This window comes from Paenibacillus agaridevorans (assembly GCF_018604145.1).
GTDB classification, from domain to species: Bacteria; Bacillota; Bacilli; order Paenibacillales; family Paenibacillaceae; genus Pristimantibacillus; species Pristimantibacillus agaridevorans.
In genome coordinates this window covers 7,334,790-7,351,534 of record NZ_CP075889.1, presented here as the reverse complement: position 1 = coordinate 7,351,534, position 16,745 = coordinate 7,334,790, and the positions used below count along the sequence as shown (strand labels likewise).

At 53.1% G+C, this 16,745-nt stretch carries 10 protein-coding genes; 1 reads left to right on the top strand and 9 read right to left on the bottom strand.

What is annotated here, in order from left to right:
* Nucleotides 1-35: 35 nt before the first annotated feature.
* From KJW29_RS29515 to KJW29_RS29500, 4 genes are all read right to left on the bottom strand, one after another.
* On the bottom strand, nt 36-458 hold the full coding sequence (locus KJW29_RS29515; protein ID WP_087569438.1) for a TIGR03826 family flagellar region protein: 423 nt from the start codon (nt 456-458) through the stop codon (nt 36-38).
* A gap of 128 nt (nt 459-586) precedes the next feature.
* Nucleotides 587-1,417 (bottom strand): ComFC family protein, encoded by an 831-nt coding sequence (locus KJW29_RS29510; RefSeq protein ID WP_214627314.1) that lies wholly within the window; start codon nt 1,415-1,417, stop codon nt 587-589.
* On the bottom strand, nt 1,414-4,155 hold the full coding sequence (locus KJW29_RS36345) for an ATP-dependent helicase ComFA (RefSeq protein ID WP_246608432.1): 2,742 nt from the start codon (nt 4,153-4,155) through the stop codon (nt 1,414-1,416). The genes KJW29_RS29510 and KJW29_RS36345 overlap by 4 nt, the downstream gene beginning before the upstream one ends.
* A 177-nt stretch (nt 4,156-4,332) precedes the next feature.
* Nucleotides 4,333-4,794 (bottom strand): hypothetical protein, encoded by a 462-nt coding sequence (locus KJW29_RS29500; protein WP_214627313.1) that lies wholly within the window; start codon nt 4,792-4,794, stop codon nt 4,333-4,335.
* Nucleotides 4,795-5,140: 346 nt separating this feature from the next.
* Here KJW29_RS29500 and KJW29_RS29495 point away from each other — a divergent pair, with 346 nt between their 5' ends.
* Nucleotides 5,141-6,433: an LPXTG cell wall anchor domain-containing protein gene (locus tag KJW29_RS29495; RefSeq protein WP_214627312.1), complete on the top strand. Its 1,293-nt coding sequence runs from the start codon at nt 5,141-5,143 to the stop codon at nt 6,431-6,433.
* 123 nt (nt 6,434-6,556) lie between these two features.
* Here KJW29_RS29495 and KJW29_RS29490 read toward each other — a convergent pair whose 3' ends face one another.
* From KJW29_RS29490 to KJW29_RS29470, 5 genes are all read right to left on the bottom strand, one after another.
* Complete coding sequence (locus KJW29_RS29490; RefSeq protein ID WP_214627311.1) at nt 6,557-7,000, bottom strand: DUF488 family protein, N3 subclade; 444 nt, start codon at nt 6,998-7,000, stop codon at nt 6,557-6,559.
* Nucleotides 7,001-7,095: 95 nt separating this feature from the next.
* Nucleotides 7,096-7,821, bottom strand: coding sequence for a response regulator transcription factor (locus KJW29_RS29485; RefSeq protein ID WP_087569442.1), 726 nt, complete (start codon nt 7,819-7,821; stop codon nt 7,096-7,098).
* Nucleotides 7,802-8,989 (bottom strand): sensor histidine kinase, encoded by a 1,188-nt coding sequence (locus KJW29_RS29480; RefSeq protein WP_108994399.1) that lies wholly within the window; start codon nt 8,987-8,989, stop codon nt 7,802-7,804. The genes KJW29_RS29485 and KJW29_RS29480 overlap by 20 nt, the downstream gene beginning before the upstream one ends.
* Before the next feature lie 340 nt (nt 8,990-9,329).
* Nucleotides 9,330-12,053, bottom strand: coding sequence for a stalk domain-containing protein (locus KJW29_RS29475; protein WP_246608431.1), 2,724 nt, complete (start codon nt 12,051-12,053; stop codon nt 9,330-9,332).
* A 177-nt stretch (nt 12,054-12,230) separates the two neighbouring features.
* The gene (locus KJW29_RS29470; protein ID WP_214627310.1) at nt 12,231-16,670 is read right to left on the bottom strand and encodes an Ig-like domain-containing protein; all 4,440 of its coding nucleotides are present in this window, start codon (nt 16,668-16,670) and stop codon (nt 12,231-12,233) included.
* Nucleotides 16,671-16,745: the final 75 nt, after the last annotated feature.

Here is a 16,745-nt window from a genome sequence, read left to right as displayed (position 1 = left end):
GCTTTAGTCAAGCTTTATTTAATAGTATTGTTGATTTATCTGTCCTTATACTGGGATATCCCGCGGTATGCGGCTTGCGCTGCTCGTTTCTCTTCCTCCGTCATCGCCGCTTTGCTCGCCTCATTCCGTCTCATTTGGTTCGTGTCCTTAACAAGACGGGCACGGCAGCTGTCACAGATATGATTCTCACGGATTAATGTACCGCAAGATTCGCATGGGTAAGACAGATTTGGGGCATTAACCATCGAAATACGTCCTTCTCGAATGAACTTCGTGATTTGTTTGATGGAGACGCCGGTCTGGTCCGACAACTCCCCAATCATCGCACCTTTAAACTCTCTCAGATAATCTGCGCACAACTGATACTCTCTATCAATGTCCCGAATGCAGACCGGGCAAACATCTCTGAAGTTTTTGGCAAATAGCTTGCCGCACCGAGGACAATTATCCAAATTCATAACTAAACGACCTCCTTGTCCGTAAAAACCAGATCTTAATATAGTTTAACGGAATTCAAGGTTTATTTCATTAGCAAAATGATTGGCGATCGCGTTACGTCCCTTCACCACTTCAGCACAGGATGATTCTAGGATCGCGCCCATGTCAACACATAGATGCATGCCTCTGTATCCAGTAACCGGGCTCCCGCTTGAAGCGCCTTGGAGCAAGCATCCGCAGTACTACCTGTCGTAAAAATATCATCTACAAGCAATATATTCATGGCATTTTCTCCAGTATGGAGGGGGTGATTGGCCCTAAGCTCTTGAAAACCCGCTTCCCTCGGCGCGAATAACCCCTGAGCATCCCTTAGACGCTGCGTTCGCGTCTTGAAGCTCATTTTCTCGGTATGCCGCGTACGCTTAAGCAGCGAATGCAACGGAATGCCATAACGCTTCGAGACATACTCGGCCATCGCGGCCGATTGATTAAATCCTCGTTCCTCTGCTCTAGTATCGCTGATTGGCACATATGTCATGGCGTCCCATCGGCCGCCTGCCGCTTCGGTTAGTCGTTCGTATACTGGGCACAGCATCTCCGCCAGAGCAGGTCCAAGCCGCTCCAGTCCGCGATATTTGTACATCGCCAGCCAGTCCCTCATGACGGCATCATAGGCAACAGCGCTTCGATTTAACCGGAAATGCCGGTTCGGCTGGCGCTTACAATCTTCGCAATACATACCCCGGCCGCAATGAGGGCACTCCACTCGATTTATCCATGGAATAGACTCCCTGCAACGATGACATAAGGATTGTCGCAAGTATAGCAGCCCTTTGCCGGTTCTATCATGCTGCGATTCCCCGCGAATCATTCCATTGCACACGAGGCAGTTGTCCGCTCCGACAGTCAGCCAATCCGCCAAATTATGCGCTCCGGTCAAACTCTTCTTTAATGCCGCGAGCCACTGAACAAAGCTCATGTGCCCTGCTCCTTTTGCTTGTCGCTACGGCGAACCTCAAGCAAGAAACCTTTTCGCGCTGCGATTCGGTTCATCCCCCTGATGTGACGAACAGCCCGCAGCTGTGAGACCGTCCTGGCCGGTCCGATAAAATAAACCCTGCCGGCAGGATCATCTGCCGATCGTCCAGCTCTCCCCGCCATCTGCACAAGGGACGCTTCATCGAATAACTTGCCATCCGCATCAAGGATAAAAACATCGCTCCTCGGTACCGTCACTCCCCGCTCCAGGATGGTTGTCGTCACCAGCAATCGTGTCTCGGCGGTGCGAAAGCGAATGACTTTATTAGCGCGGTCAGGATCCTTGGAGGACGTTGCTTCGATCTCGTTCACCGGCAACTGCTTGCGAAGCAGCGCGGCCATAGGCTCGGATTCGCTAATACGCTGTACGAATAGAAATACCTGCGCCCCGCGCCCCAACGAATGACGAATGGCATGCAGGAGCGAGGCAGGCACACTCCCCTTTGCCAGCAAATGGCGGACACTTGGCGAACGAAGCAACTTGGGGACGGGAAGCGGATGTCGGTGATACCTCACGGGCACGCGCGCATGCGGCAGCCTGCCTTGCTTGGCCTCATATTGAAGCTCACGAGGAGGGGTTGCCGATAACAGCAGCTTTGGCGCACCAGGAAGGCGGCTTTTGTCTGCTGCGAAATACAGCATAGGATCTCCATGGTACGGGAAGGCATCAATTTCGTCGACGATGACGAGATCGAATGCTTCGTGAAATCGGATGAGCTGATGCGTCGTCGACAAAGTGATTTCCCCCCTGTCCCAACGTTGTTCGCTCCCTCCGTACAGCGTCACAACATTCGATGCAGGGAATGCTTTCCGTATCCGGGGATCCAACTCCAATACGACGTCCCTGCGCGGAGAGGCAATCAAGGCGCGCCCTCCTCTGCTTATAATGGACTCTACCAGCGGGAAGACCATCTCAGTCTTACCTGCTCCTGTCACAGCCCATATAAGGAAGCGACGATCGGGTGAGGGTCTGTCCTCCTCTAAAACGGATCGCGGAGTAGACGCCTCCCCTTCTACAACATGCAGCTTAGTCCCATTGTCCTTGCTTGTTACTTTGCTTGTTACTTTGCTTGTTACGTTGCTTGTTCCACTGCTTGTTCCTTTGCTAATGCCGTTTCTTATTCCCTTGCTTGTTTTTTCGCCCTCCCCCTCGCGCGAACCTGGATAGCTGTAGCGGTTCTCGATCGCGGTTCGTGTCCTTTGCTCCTGATTCCCGCGTAGGGGACGCGTATCCGACTCGTCATCTCCGGGTTGCTGGTCCATGTCACTTGCACCAGATTTCCGAGAGCGGCCAGACGGCATTAATCGCGTGATCGCTCTGCCAAGCGTATTACTAAGGCGTGGTACACGAGTGCCTTTCATTCTCTCTCCAACGGGACGCTCTTCGAGAAAATGAAGCGCCTTCGCCGTAGCCTCCCGCTGCGCCGGGCTTAGTCCCCACTTGCCAAGTCGTTCCGGCATCGGCTGCCGACGGAGTGCCTTCCATCTGCCAAGCCCTTGTTCCTTCCATACGGGCGAGTCGTACATGCCCCGAATGAGCAGCTCGCACTCCCGGCTCCGGCCCATCAGAATGCAGGCCTCGCAATAGGCGCAGTCGCGCCCGCAGGACATGCATGGCGCGCGCCGCAGATGCGCCTCCCCGCTGCCGCAACGCATGCAGCGGAGTCGGCGCCGGGCGTCCGCCCGCTTGCCCTCGGGGGCAGCGACCGATCCGCTCAGGCGCACCTGCCCGAGCAGCGCAGCCAACTGGATCGCTTCGCTCCAGTGGGCCTCGGCGCCGGGCACGGCTGCGCTGGCGAGCAGGGCGCGCGCTTCCACGCTTAGCAGCGCGCGTCCCTGCAAGAGCCTGGCGGCAAGCTTCGCGATTGCCGCCACATGACTCCACCGGTCGGCATCCATAACTTGCCGCCCGTCGCCTGCGCTCCAGCGCACCACGCTTCTGCGCCGTCCCTTGCTATGGACACGCTCACCTTTATAACACCGTTCGTCGCCGTTTCTTGCTAACGCTATAACTTGCTGCGCTTCCCCAATACCGCCGCCACCATTACCTGCTATCGCAGCAGCTTTCCGAATATCCCCAATGCCGCCCCCATCTTTACTTTGCAGTGGCGCCTCTCTTCCTCCTTCTTGCCCTCCAATCGTCCCCATTCCAGGCCGGTCCTCACCATACCCACACTTCCCTTCACTCGCTCTACTCTCATTCCCCCCATACATTCCGCCACCTTCATAACGCTCCGCCACCGCTCCTTTTCTCCAATCGAACAGCCAGCTTCTCCGCCTCCCCGAGTCTGCTGTCCGAATTTCATCAATGAGTCGCGACATCCTTCCGACAGCCTCCGCTTCGCCAGGAGCTCTCCCCTGCTTCCTGCTGCGGCTATCAGCCTTTCCTGCACTTTCTGCCTGCCCCACGGACTCCTTGGTCTCCCCCTTATCCCACAGGGCTGCCCATCCCTGTTTCGCAAGCAACGCTCTGCTTCCGCGCTTGCCTCGTCCCCTCCACAGCCGCACCGCCTCGGCCGCCTGACCGAGAGGCAGCGGTTCCTGCCAGTACCAAGCGCAATCCGCCTCTTGCCAGGCGCTCCCTCTTCCGAACCAATAAGCGTAATCCACCTCGGGTGACAGAGTCATCCAAGCTGTCCATTCTTCGTTTTGCTTCAACAAATACACATATGCTTTCAACTGCGTTCCCCCTTTTTGGTAACTGCTCTGTTTTTTAATCTCGCACGGCGTCTGTCTCCTTGCGTCCCTTCAAGTCCACGACAAAAAAGCACACCGATTAAGCCGTTAGCCGGCATTAATCAAGTGTGCTTCACTTGGATTCTCTCAAGTTATTATGGTATATAAGGCGATTATAAGCTAAAAAGGCATCTTAGACAAGTCTTCCGGATTTTGTAAATCTACCAATACAGGATAATCCCTTTCGGACACGATTCCCCTCGATTGAAGGAGCCATAGCAAATGAACCGCTCCATCCCCGCTTGATGAATAACTCTTGCCGTCAGTAACGCCAGACGCCTCACCTGTATCCGTCCGCAACATCTCTACCAAATGGCTCTCGCGATTCCACCGATCTACGATCGTTTTCGACTCGTCCGTCAAACCGCGATCAATAACGGTCAACCGTATGTCACTCCCCGTCCAACTCGAGAAAGAATGTATGGATCGCAAATACCATTCCATATGAGGCTGCCGCCCGTCCGCGATCAGCACATAATGTTTGCGTAATTTCTTGCGTTCCCCTCCGAACCTGTATGCCAGATGCACCAGAAGCGCTGCAGCCGCATAACAACCGATGACCAGTAGCAGAAGCTCTAACATATCAGCCACCTCCTCTATGCCACTATATGCCGAGAGGAGCCCATCGGTTACGGCAGAACAGGACAAGAAGCTATAATGTGCATCCGCTCACATATTTCGACAATCATTTCGGTCCAATCCCCAACATCCCCCAAAATAACACCCTTGCCGTATATTCATAATATGTTATCATTTTTGTACAAGCCCTATGCATATATTCAAATGACTATTCGGCATTCCATGTCATGCCCTATGCTACCGAAGTCATCCGGAGACTTAGACAGCGTATTGCGTTGGGAAACGACTAGCACCGCCTTGCAGGATGTCGGAGGAGAGCCGCAGTTACTGATAGAAGGAGAGTGAAAGCATGTCAACCGTTAAGAAACGACTTGCTTTTTTATTATCAATGATACTAATTGTATCATTTCCGTTAAGTTCCATTGTTTGGGCGGAAGGCGGCGACTCCGCCAACGATACGTTCCCCGCTCCCGTACCTGCCCCAATCTGTCAGACCTATACCAAAAACATCAATGCCGTCGATCGAGAAGGGATCCAGATCGTCATCCATAACAACGGGACAGCGACAGCCTACTTCGAAACGAAGATGGACTGCGTTGAAATTACGTTCTCCGACTATAAGTATGACAGCTCGCCGCTGCCTTACGAAGACCAAGTATTGTTCTCTTCTCATACGCTGAAGGCAGATTCGCCGGGCAAATATGAACTCACGATCGACTTGCCTGCGTGCGGTCCTTCGCAACTTGACCTCTACTTGGGTCCTGTTCAGGAGCATCTGCAGCCTGGAACCGGACATTTTTACCTGCTCAAATATGCGTTCCAATCGGCCACCGGATGTACGACGCCTAGTCCGACTCCGTCGGCGACGCCTGTCGAGACTCCAGTTCAGACGCCTGTCGAGACTCCAGTTCAGACGCCTGTCGAGACTCCAGTTCAGACACCTGTCGAGACTCCAGTTCAGACACCTGTCGAGACTCCAGTTCAGACACCTGTCGAGACTCCAGTTCAGACACCTGTCGAGACTCCAGTTCAGACACCTGTCGAGACGCCAGTTCAGACACCTGTCGAGACGCCAGTTCAGACACCTGTCGAGACTCCGGTTCAGACACCTGTCGAGACGCCAGTTCAGACACCTGTCGAGACTCCGGTTCAGACGCCTGTCGAAACTCCGGTCCAGACACCTGTCGAGACTCCGGTTCAGACGCCTGTCGAAACTCCGGTCCAGACACCTGTCGAGACTCCGGTTCAGACGCCTGTCGAGACGCCTGTTCAGACGCCTGTCGAGACGCCTGTTGTCACTCCAGTACAAACACCTGCTGCTACGCCAAGCGTGCCGCCTAGCGCTACCGCTTCTATACCGCCATCTACGACTCCGCCTTCCGTGCCACCTACTGTGACACCGTCGGAGAATCCGCCAGAATCTCCAGAGCCAACCGAGACGATCATTACCGTCGAAGAGGAGGAGATTCCTAGAGGAGGGCCAGACGAGAAGGTTGATCAGGCGACAGATGAGAAGCTCCCACCGATAGATAAGCTGCCCAAGACAGGAGATACAAGTCGTATGCCCTACTATTTGCTTGGAAGCTTCGTCCTTGTATCCGGCTTGCTGACACTCAGACAACGTCAACGCAACTCCAAATAATTCCGGAACGAAAACAGCACGGCCTCCTTGGGCCGTGCTGCTTCTCTTTTCATTCATCTTTGCCGGCTCTTTCCCGATACGATCAATCCAAATGAAGACTTCTCCCGCGTTCATACGCAGCCCCTAAAACAATTTAATTTGTTCCACTTTAATTGGATTTAACTCTTGCACTTCGACGCCATACTTGTTGAAAAACTCTCCGACCAGCTTGCGATGACAATACCGATGATCTGGACAAAAACAAATAAGGACCACATTCTTACCGGCAATTAACCGCTTATATACTTCTCGTAAAGCCTTTACTCTGGTTTCCCATTCAAGTTCTTTCAAGAACCTTTTTTCATATAGGGGCCACCATTCCTCATTGTCCAGCTTATTTTTCCATTCTTGCAGAGCCGTACGAAATAAATCAGGCGAGGGAGAGAGATCCCGAACGGTCTCTGTATCTCTAATTTCATTGCCAGCCCGTGTAATAAGCAAAAGATCAGCCTCGAAATTCACCTTATGCAATCCACTAGCATTACAGGTATATAATTTCCCGGAAGGATTTAGATACTTGTTATTCAATCAAACGCACCGCCTTATACTATCGATAATGCAAAAAAGAGCCCCGAAATCTGCACCCTCGCAGCTTCCAAGCTCTTCTCACTATCCATCGAATTTTACAACGTCACCCATCCGAACTTGATGGAGTTGATAACCGCTTGCGTACGGTCGTCGACTTCCATCTTCTGAAGGATGCTACTGACGTGGTTCTTAACGGTCTTTTCGCTGATGAAGAGGAACTCCCCGATCATCTTGTTGCTCTTGCCTTCCGCCATCAGACGAAGCACTTCCGCCTCGCGGCGAGTAAGCGGACTCTCTTCCGACGCGTGATACTTCACGCCTGCCTCCTTCGCGGCCGCAGCGCCCGTTGCAACGCCCATCTCGTCCAGGTAGGTCATCCGGCGCAGCTGGTTAATGAGCTTGCCCGTGACTTTGGGATGGATATAAGAATAGCCTTGTTGTACGGAACGAATCGCATTAATAAGCGACTCCGCCTCCATATCCTTGAGCAAGTAACCCGTCGCGCCCTTGCGAAGGGTTTCGAACACGTAGCTTTCGTCGTCATGAATGGATAAAATAATGACCTTTACATCAGGAAACATCGACTTAAGTCGTTCGGTGGTTACAACACCCGTCTCGATGGGCATATTAATGTCCATGAGAACGATCTCCGGTATGGTATGATTGCAGAACTCCATAACCTGAATACCGTCTCCGCATTCACCGATAACCTCGATATCGTTTTCCATATTGAGAATGCGTTTCAATCCTTCGCGGAACAGCTGATGATCGTCAGCCAACAATATTTTGATCTTGTGGCCGCTAGACGTGGTCTGATTCATTAGTCTCAATCTCCTTTCTATGTTCGGAAGTCGTAGGAATATCTATTACAATCTTCGTGCCTTGTCCCGGATTTGAGTCTATATCAATCCTTCCTTCGATCAACTCCACCCGCTCCCTCATGCCTATTAGGCCAAAGTGCGCATTGCGCTTGGGCGGCTGGTTGATGCTTTCAACTCGGAAACCTACTCCGTTGTCCTGTATGGTAAGCGTAATAATCTGGGGATGAAAGCTTATTTCGAGGGAAACGTGTGAAGCGCCTGCATGCTTGAGCACGTTCGAAAAAGCCTCCTGGACCATGCGGTAAATGGCTGCCTCCATAGCTGATGGAAGTCTGATTTCCTTGCCGGAAAGCTCGAACTTGGTATGGACCCTGGCCTTCTCCTCGAAGTCCTGGGTGAACTTCCTGAGCGTCGGGATCAGTCCAAGATCGTCGAGCGCCATCGGCCGAAGATTAAAGATGATCTTGCGAATTTCCTCCAGACCGGAGCGGACTTGTCCCTTCAGATCGACCAGTTCGTTCTGTACCAGCTCGAATTGACCCTTGATCAGCATACGTTCCGCAATCTCGGTGCGCAACACGATATTCGCGAGCGACTGCGCAGGGCCGTCATGAATTTCTCTCGCGATTCGCTTGCGTTCTTCCTCCTGTGCCAGGATAATCTTGAGTCCCAGCAATTGTCTTGTCTTGGCGGATTCCATGATTCTCGTCACCTGATTCAGGTCGCCGGTCAAATACTCCAGCACGACATTCATCTGTGAAGCGATCATTTCCGCTCGTTCCACCGACTTCTCCACATTGCGAACCCGCTTCTGCAAATCGTCGCGGCGGGACTTCAGATAGTTCTCCTTCTCGCGATAGACCATCAGATCCAGCTGGATCTGAGTGGCCTTCTCGTAAGCGGATTTAATATCCTCTTCCTTATATCGCACGAAATCGCGGCTGACCTCCGTGAGCCTGATCCGGGCCAGCCGGTATTCCTGCTCAAGCTTGTCAACCTTATCGATGGTGCGAATCGTCTCCTGGAGCACTTGCTCCAGCTCCTGCTCCAGCGCTTCGAGCTCGGAACGGGCCGATTCGCAGATTTCATATATTTGGTACTTGCTGTCTTCCATCACCTTGATGGCATTTGCAATAACTCTATTAATGTCAACGGTCAGGTGATCCACGGCAGCCTGGCACTCCCTTATTCCTATAGAGGTTGTTCAAAAAGTCCGCTTTTGATCACGAAGTAGGTCGCGTTGCATATTCGACATCGAATATTGAACTCAAGCGAAACTTCCGGTGCTCACGTAGCTTCCACTACGCTCCGCTCCTCAGTTTCTACTTTCATTCCATCTTCTACAGCGTTTTTGAAAAAAACGCAGCATCGGAAGCATACGCTCATGTGCTGAAAACCGAACTTTTTGAACTTTCACCTAAAGATTGTTCCGAAGATCCTGACCGGGAACACGGTTTTATAGGATATTCCTTTACATCATACCACACTTTAGCCCTATGGCGTCCAGCCTAATCTATCGTAATCTGTCTTAATTTATCCTCATATTTCACCTTGAAACCGAGCTTCTCCGAGAATAATCGGATCGGAATCAGCGTTCTGCCGTTCTTCGTAAATGGCGCTACATCAGAGGTATAACGTACGCCGTTAAGGGTGTAGTCCTTCTTGCCGATCGTCATCTCCAGCATTTGCGATCCCCTTAGAACGGTCACTCTTCTTGTCTTACCGTCATACAGGACCTCTGCCCCCATGGCTTCGGTCACGAACCTCAGCGGCACGTAGGTGGAGCCCTGCTGAATCAGAGGAGCCGCCTCCAGCGTCAAGGCCTTGCCATTGACAGTCGCCTTCGTGCTGCCAGCCGTCATCACGATCGAAGCGCGTGCCGGTTCCTTCACGGCGGTCGCCGTACGAAGCGTCAAGTTATCGATGGCAATAGCGCCTACGGGAAGCTTCTCGACATCGGCTTGTCCCAGCGTCACAACGTAGACCCGCTTCAGCTTGGCCGGGAACGCCACTCCGGAAAGATCGACCTTCACGTTTTTCCAGCCCGTCCAGTTCAATTCCTTCGCAACGTCGAGCAGATGCGTCTTGCCCGCCGCGTCTACGATTTCGGCGCGCACCCAGTTATTGCTCGTATCGCTATAGACGTCCATCGTCAATGAAGACGGCGAACCGGATAATGTCAGTCCGTTGCCAAGCACCGCATAGGAGGCTCTTGTACCCGTTCCTTGCGTAAAATCATAGCCGATTTGCAGCGCTTTGCCGCTCTTCTGCTCAGGCAGATCGGTCACGATCTTAACCGTACCCTTCGTTGTTTCAGCTGGCGTAACCTGAGAAGTAATGGCATAGCGGGCCGTCTCGAAGTCTTCAATAACCGACGCTTGCTCGCCTTTTACGAAAGGAACCGTCGTGCCATATCCATCGTAACGGGCAATCGCATAACCTGTCGTCGCATCCTTCTCTAATTCACCCACCGAGATCGCTCCATTTTTGTATTCGCCATCGAAGCCGACGAACTCCCACACGAACGAGTCTCCTGTCAGATTATAGGTGCTGCCGTTTTTCAGCTTGACCGTGATCGGCACCTGGAGCGTCGAGCCCGGCGACAACATGCCTGCGGAAGCGTTGATCTTCATCGAAGCGATCTGCTCCTGTCCGATAACCTCTACATCATAGTTAGCCGTCACATCGCCCGACTTGACCGTGAGCTGCGTCTTGCCGATCTTCGTCGCGGTAAACACATTGCCGCTAAACGTACCTACGGCAGCGGACGAAGTCCAGGTTTGCGCGGATGCATCAACGCTCATCGGGTTGTAATACGTATCGTAGGCGCTTACCCCATACGTCACGTTTTGGCCAAGCAGCATCACGTTAGAGCCCCTGACCATCATGCCCTTAAGACTGCCTTGCGGCGCGCTCGTAAAGACGCCGATCCCATTGGAAACCGCACGCTGCGAGCTCTCCTGGGTAGAGTGGGCGAGCTGCACGGAAGTGCTGCCCAGCGGACGCTCCGTCATCGTCGTGGAGCCGCCGCCGTCGAGATTCAGCCCTTTGTACACGCCGAGCTGTACCATCACTTGCTGAAGCTCCTTCAGACTGAGTCCTGTGTTGCTTCCCGACTTCTCCGCCGTAATCAAATAAACCTTCGTGCCGTCCTTGGAGTAGCCGATGCCGGATCTCGATGTATAAGAATTGCCACTGACGCCTGCAATGTCGCGCGAGAACGCCGAAGCGGCTCCATTGTCTACCAGCAGAGTATGTCCGCCGATCAGCATGGAGAATGACGCCGGATCAACATTGACGCCTTTCGTTTTCGACCTCAGGGCGTAATCCGCCGTTACGGCTTCGCCTACCTTGAGATTCTCTCTTATGAATTTGGCAGCATCGCCTTGACCGGCGCGAAGAATATAGCCATTCTCCGGAATGGCGGTCTTTATGGCCGTCTCAACGGAAATTTCCGTAACGATTCCGTCAATGACCAGCGCTTCCGTCGGTTTGGTCGCGGAATTCATCGGACGCTCCGCGCCGCCCCATGCGCTTGTATAGATATAAATCATGTTGGAATGGCTGTATGTAACCCCGTCCATTTCGCCAAAATAAGCGGACTTGTTGATTCCCTCCAGATTAAACGTATTCCCGTTCGATGCCGTAACCGTCCCCGTAAAGGAATACGAATCGATGACGGGCTGGCGATCCTTCGTAAGGGAGAAGGCGTACATGCCGCTCAATCTGGAAGGAGTCGAAGTCAACACGCCATTTTGCACCTGTGCCCCGAGCGGCGCGCCTTCGCTATTGGACATGATGAAAACATCGCCGTTAATACCGCCGATGGCTCCGCTTTCTTTGGTCATATTAAGAATGTTGTTCCGCTGTCCGACGCTTCCCGACTTCCCGCTGATCGTGTCCAACGACACGTATGGATTCGTCAGATCGACTTCGATCACATGCACGTCCGTCTTAACGCTCTTATTGCTTCTTGTAGTAGTAAAACTATAGTCCAGACGCTTGGCGCCCGATGTTAAGATCGATTGCGACTTCAGCTTGAGCTGAGATGCCGTTGCTGCGCTCACTTGAGGAGCCAGCCATTGCCCCAGTCCCTCCGGCGCTATAGACGCGACCGGTCCTGCAATGAGGATGCCGCTCATCGCCACGATAATCACTTTAGTCCCTAAATGCCCTCTTCTCTTCATCCGACCGTGTTTGCCTTGCTTCAACTTGCCCATTATATTTTGCAACTCTCCCATCCTCTGTTGTCTACTTATAATAGACTACAAGTTTAATAGAAAAGTTACGCCCATTTGCATAAAAGACTCTTATCATCCTTCATGTATCGAAAAATATTGTTAATCGCCTCTCTATAGAAAAACGGCAAGAACGGAATCAAGGGATTCCATTCTTGCCGTTTTACATTACTATGTGGACAAGAAGCCGGCTTTCTCAAGGAGACGCTGAATCATGACCGCGCCTTCGGCCCGGGTAGCGTTCGTCGTTGGACTCAACCTTGTGCTCGACTTGCCGTTAATGATGCCGAGATAGATCGCTTGCGCCATATTCGTCTTGGCGTAGGAGCTGATGCCGCCCCGATCCCCGAAAGGCTGCAGATACGAGTCCACGCTGCCTGGCAGCGTTACGTTCAATTCCGCCACTTTCGCCGCGCGCATCATCATCGTCGCCATGTCCTGGCGAGTTATAGGAGAGTTCGGTTTAAACGACGAGGCGCTGACTCCGTTGACGATGCCGGCTGCGGATGCAGCACCGATATACGCTCCCATCACCGTGTCTTTGTTCACGTCCGAGAATTTGGCCGCCGCCGTTCTATCCCCCGTCAATCCGAGTCCTTTGGCGATATAAGTGGCGAATTCGCCGCGCGTGATCGATTTTTCCGGCTCATATTTCGTCGTCGAATGTCCTTCGACAATAAATTTACGAGCCATCATTTGCACGGTATCCTTCGCCCAATGCGTGCTCAGATCGCTAAAGCTCGACGTATTCTTGACGAGCGCGTAAGAGCTGTTGCCCTTGCGTTTGAATATGGCCCTCGTTCCGCCGCTCTCCTCCTTGAATATCGTCGGAACGTAGGAGAGCGTACCCGTTACCGGGTCCAGCCAGACGGCAGCAGACTGGCTTTCAATGATGTTGGCCGTCGTTTTTAGCGATCTTCCTACATAACCGCTGAAATCCGTCAACGCAACCTTTGTAGAACCATTGACTACAAATGTCTCATAATAAACGGGACCTTCAATGATTTGGGCTTTGGACGAGTTCAGCGCTTTGGACAAAGCAGCTGTTTGGTTATTAGCGCCTTGATCAATCGTGATGAGCAACTGGCTGGATACACCATTGCCTCCAACGGAAGAAGACAGCTTGGCGAAGTTCAGCAGCTTGAGCGGCACCTCGTAAGTGGCCCCCTTATGCTCTACTCCGAACGTCACGTCTCCGCCTTGCTTGCTCGCCATCTCCAGCGCGATCAGGCTGATCGCAGCAATACCGGCCCGTTCGTGATCCGGTACCTTAAACACGATTCTCGGGCTTGTCAGGCCCGCATTACGCGCTGTCGTCACCGCCGCTATAAATTTGTCGTTGCTCACGGTATAACGGCTTGCGGATACGCCTGCCGGCGAAGTGTCGGCCGTTGTCGTCGCGCCTGTATACTTGATCGCGATGCCTCCGCCGTCCGATGCTTCATAATCGCCGGTCAGATTATCCAGCAGCGTCGTCTGGTTCGCGACGTTGGCATTCGTAAAGCTGGCCACGGACTGGCCGCCGAGCGTCAAAAGTCCCACGCCTGTTGGCAGATACGAGACGGTTGCCGATTCTCCAACATTAGCCGGAGAGGACAATGTAAGAATAACGGCTGATCCGGCTACTTGCACGGTACTGATCGTTCTGACGAGATTGTTGATGCGAACAACGAACGTGCTGCTCGAAGGCACATACACCTGGTTAAGCGTCTCGTTGAAGGTTAACGTCAATGTCCGTCCTTTCAGAATGGCGCCCCTTAGCGCGCCTGTCTGTCCGTTGCCCGTCCCCGTACCGCTGTTAGCGGTAATATTCGTAAACGAAGCCGCGGAGTTGCCGGAATAATCCTTTAACGTCGCATTGGTCGCGATATAGGATACCAGAATCTGCTGCGTTGTAGCCACGCCCGAAGTCAACGTCAAGTAAACGGTGTCGCCTGCCACTATGACGTTGCTGATCGTTCTCGCGCTGCCGTCGGCCGTTACGCTATATTGGTAAATGGCCGGCGCCGTGCTGGAATTCAACGGTTCATTGTATTTGACGGACACCAACGTTCCGTTAGCCGTGATGTTTACTACCGTCGGCGCAAAATAATCGCCTACGGTACCGCCGCCCGTATTACCTCCGTTCACCGTATAATTGCTGAACGCACTTACCGTATTGCCTGACACGCCTAATAATGGATAGCTGTTCGGAGTGTAGGATACGTATACAGGCTGACTGCTCGTTATGGAAGCGTTGACCGTCAGCTGAATGATGTTCCCGCTATGCCAGATCGCCGTCGGACTGTAGCTGGCCCCGCCGACCGTAACCGTGAACTGCGTGTAAGCAAAGGTGTTGACCGAGAACAGCGACTCGCTAAAATTAAGATTGACCGTGTTGCCATAGGCCGTTCCGCTGCTCACGACAGGCACGGTGCCCGTCGAGCCGTTCGACACTTCCAGATTCGTAATCGTAGCCGCCTGGTTGCCAGACATATCTTGAACTAGCCCAGTAGTCGGCTTCGTATACGACAGCACTACCTTCTGATTGCTGCCCACGGAGCTTGCCAACGTCAGCACGACGATATTGCCCTCTACCTTCACGGCTGTGACGTTGCGCGGAGCGCCGGCGACTGTGACGTAATAACTCGCTGGCGAAGGCTTCAGGTCCGCATTAAGCGGCTCATTGTAGATCAAGCGAATGATGGAGCCGCCAACTTCCGATCTGGTGATCGTCGGCGGCGTCGTGTCTCCGCCTATCGTCTGGAACGTCCACTGATACGTATTGAGAATCCCGACAAAAGAGTTGCCGACAAGATCCATCACAGCATTCTCTTCGATATTGACATAGTAGTTCGTATTAGCCGAGAGGGGCTGGCTAGGTGTTATCAGGATCCTTTTGTTATTGGCGGGATCTACGCTAAAGGATCCCGTGACGGAAGCAGCCGAGCCGCTCGAGCTCGCCGGATTGAAAGTAATGGCTCCAGGTCCGGTCATGACCGGCTTGTCGAATAAGGCTGCGAATTGCGACTGGACCGGAACGGCAGTAGCTCCATTCGCCGGCGTCAAGGAGCTTAGCATCGGACGCGTGCCATCCTGCGTAACTGTGAAGGTCCAACCCGTTGTGCTCGAGATGCCGGCGTAGAAATTGCCTGCGCCGTCTCTAATCGCGCGATTGCCTATCGTGACGTAATAACGGGTGTTGTTGACGAACGACTTCGCCGGATCGGAAGATGAAATATATTTATTTGGATCTACCGTAATCTGCTTTGTACCGCCGCCCGTTACGCGCGGCGACGTAATAGGGATGGAGCGGAACAACGTCCCACCGTTATACTGGCGAATTTCGATATTGCCTGTATTCGGATATACTTCTTCGTTAAAGGTTAAGGTCAGCAGCGTATTGGTGCCGCTGGCTGTGCCTCCGAAGGTCGGCGTAACGCCGGTAAGACCTGGAGGCGTAACATCGTTGCCATAACCTGTCGTAAAATTCCAGATCGTCGCCGCGGAGATTCCATAGAACCAATCCGACGTATTTGGAGCAGGTCTCGTGAACGCACCTGGCTCGATAACGACATAATAAGCTGTGCTTGCGGCGAGGTTAGAAACGGGATCGATCGTCGCGACGGTGTTTCCTTCGCTGAGCGTCACCCTTGAGGAGTTAGCCGCGATAGTTTCCACGACCGCATTGTCGCTAACTCGGCGGATCTCGATAGATTTGCCGGCGCTTCTTTGTACCGCCTGATCAAATCGTATCGTAAGATTGCTGTCAATCGGTACCAAGATGGCGTTGTCGGCAGGTTGGAACGGATCCGCCGAAGACAGATTGACAGGCGCCGCTGCTGTCGTGAACGACCAGGACATGCCCGCAAACGTGTTGCCGGATGAATCCTCGAAGTTGTCGCCTGCAACCGTCACCGTATAGGTAGTGCTTGGCATGAGAGCTCCGTCCGGGATGATGGAGATCGTATTGGTGCCGCTGCCCGTCACGCTGCTTGCCGTGACCGGAATATATCGCATATCATCTGTCGAACTCAGGACGATGTTGCCCGAAGCGGCATAGACAGGCTCGCTGAATGTGATGGAGAGCGAGGTCGTAATGGCGTGCGTACCGCCCTCCGGCGTGCGAGATAGGTATGTCGGCCTCACCGTATCTTCCGTCACAACGGTGCGGAAGTTCCAGCGCGTCGCGTTCTGAATGCCCGAATAAGCCGCTCCGTTCGACACGTTGAGGAATGCTCCGGCATCAATCATCACATAATATTCCGTATTCAGCTCGAACTTGTAATTCGTCGAGGCGAGCGTTGGATTGATTGTTACCGTACTGGAGCTGATGCTCACTTGCCCGGAAGTGGCGCTGATCGCTTCCACCAGGCTGTTATTGGACGATTTGTATATAGATATGTATGAGGTCGAGGCCCCTGCCCGGACGGCTTCGTCGAAGGTCAGGATCAGATTGGCGCCTAACGGCACTCCGGTCAAATTATCGGCGGGCGATAAACTAACGGCTACCGGTCCGGCTGGTGCCGCCGTCACGGCGCTCTGGTTCAGGGTCCATCCTGCAGCAGGCAAGCCGATCTGCAGAAGCAAGGCAATTGCAAGTAGTATAGACAGCTTGCGGGTTACTTTCATGATCAATATTCACTCCTTAGGCTTTACGCTCGTACCCTATTTGTCGGCTTTTGCGCCCCAATAATTTAGGCTAAC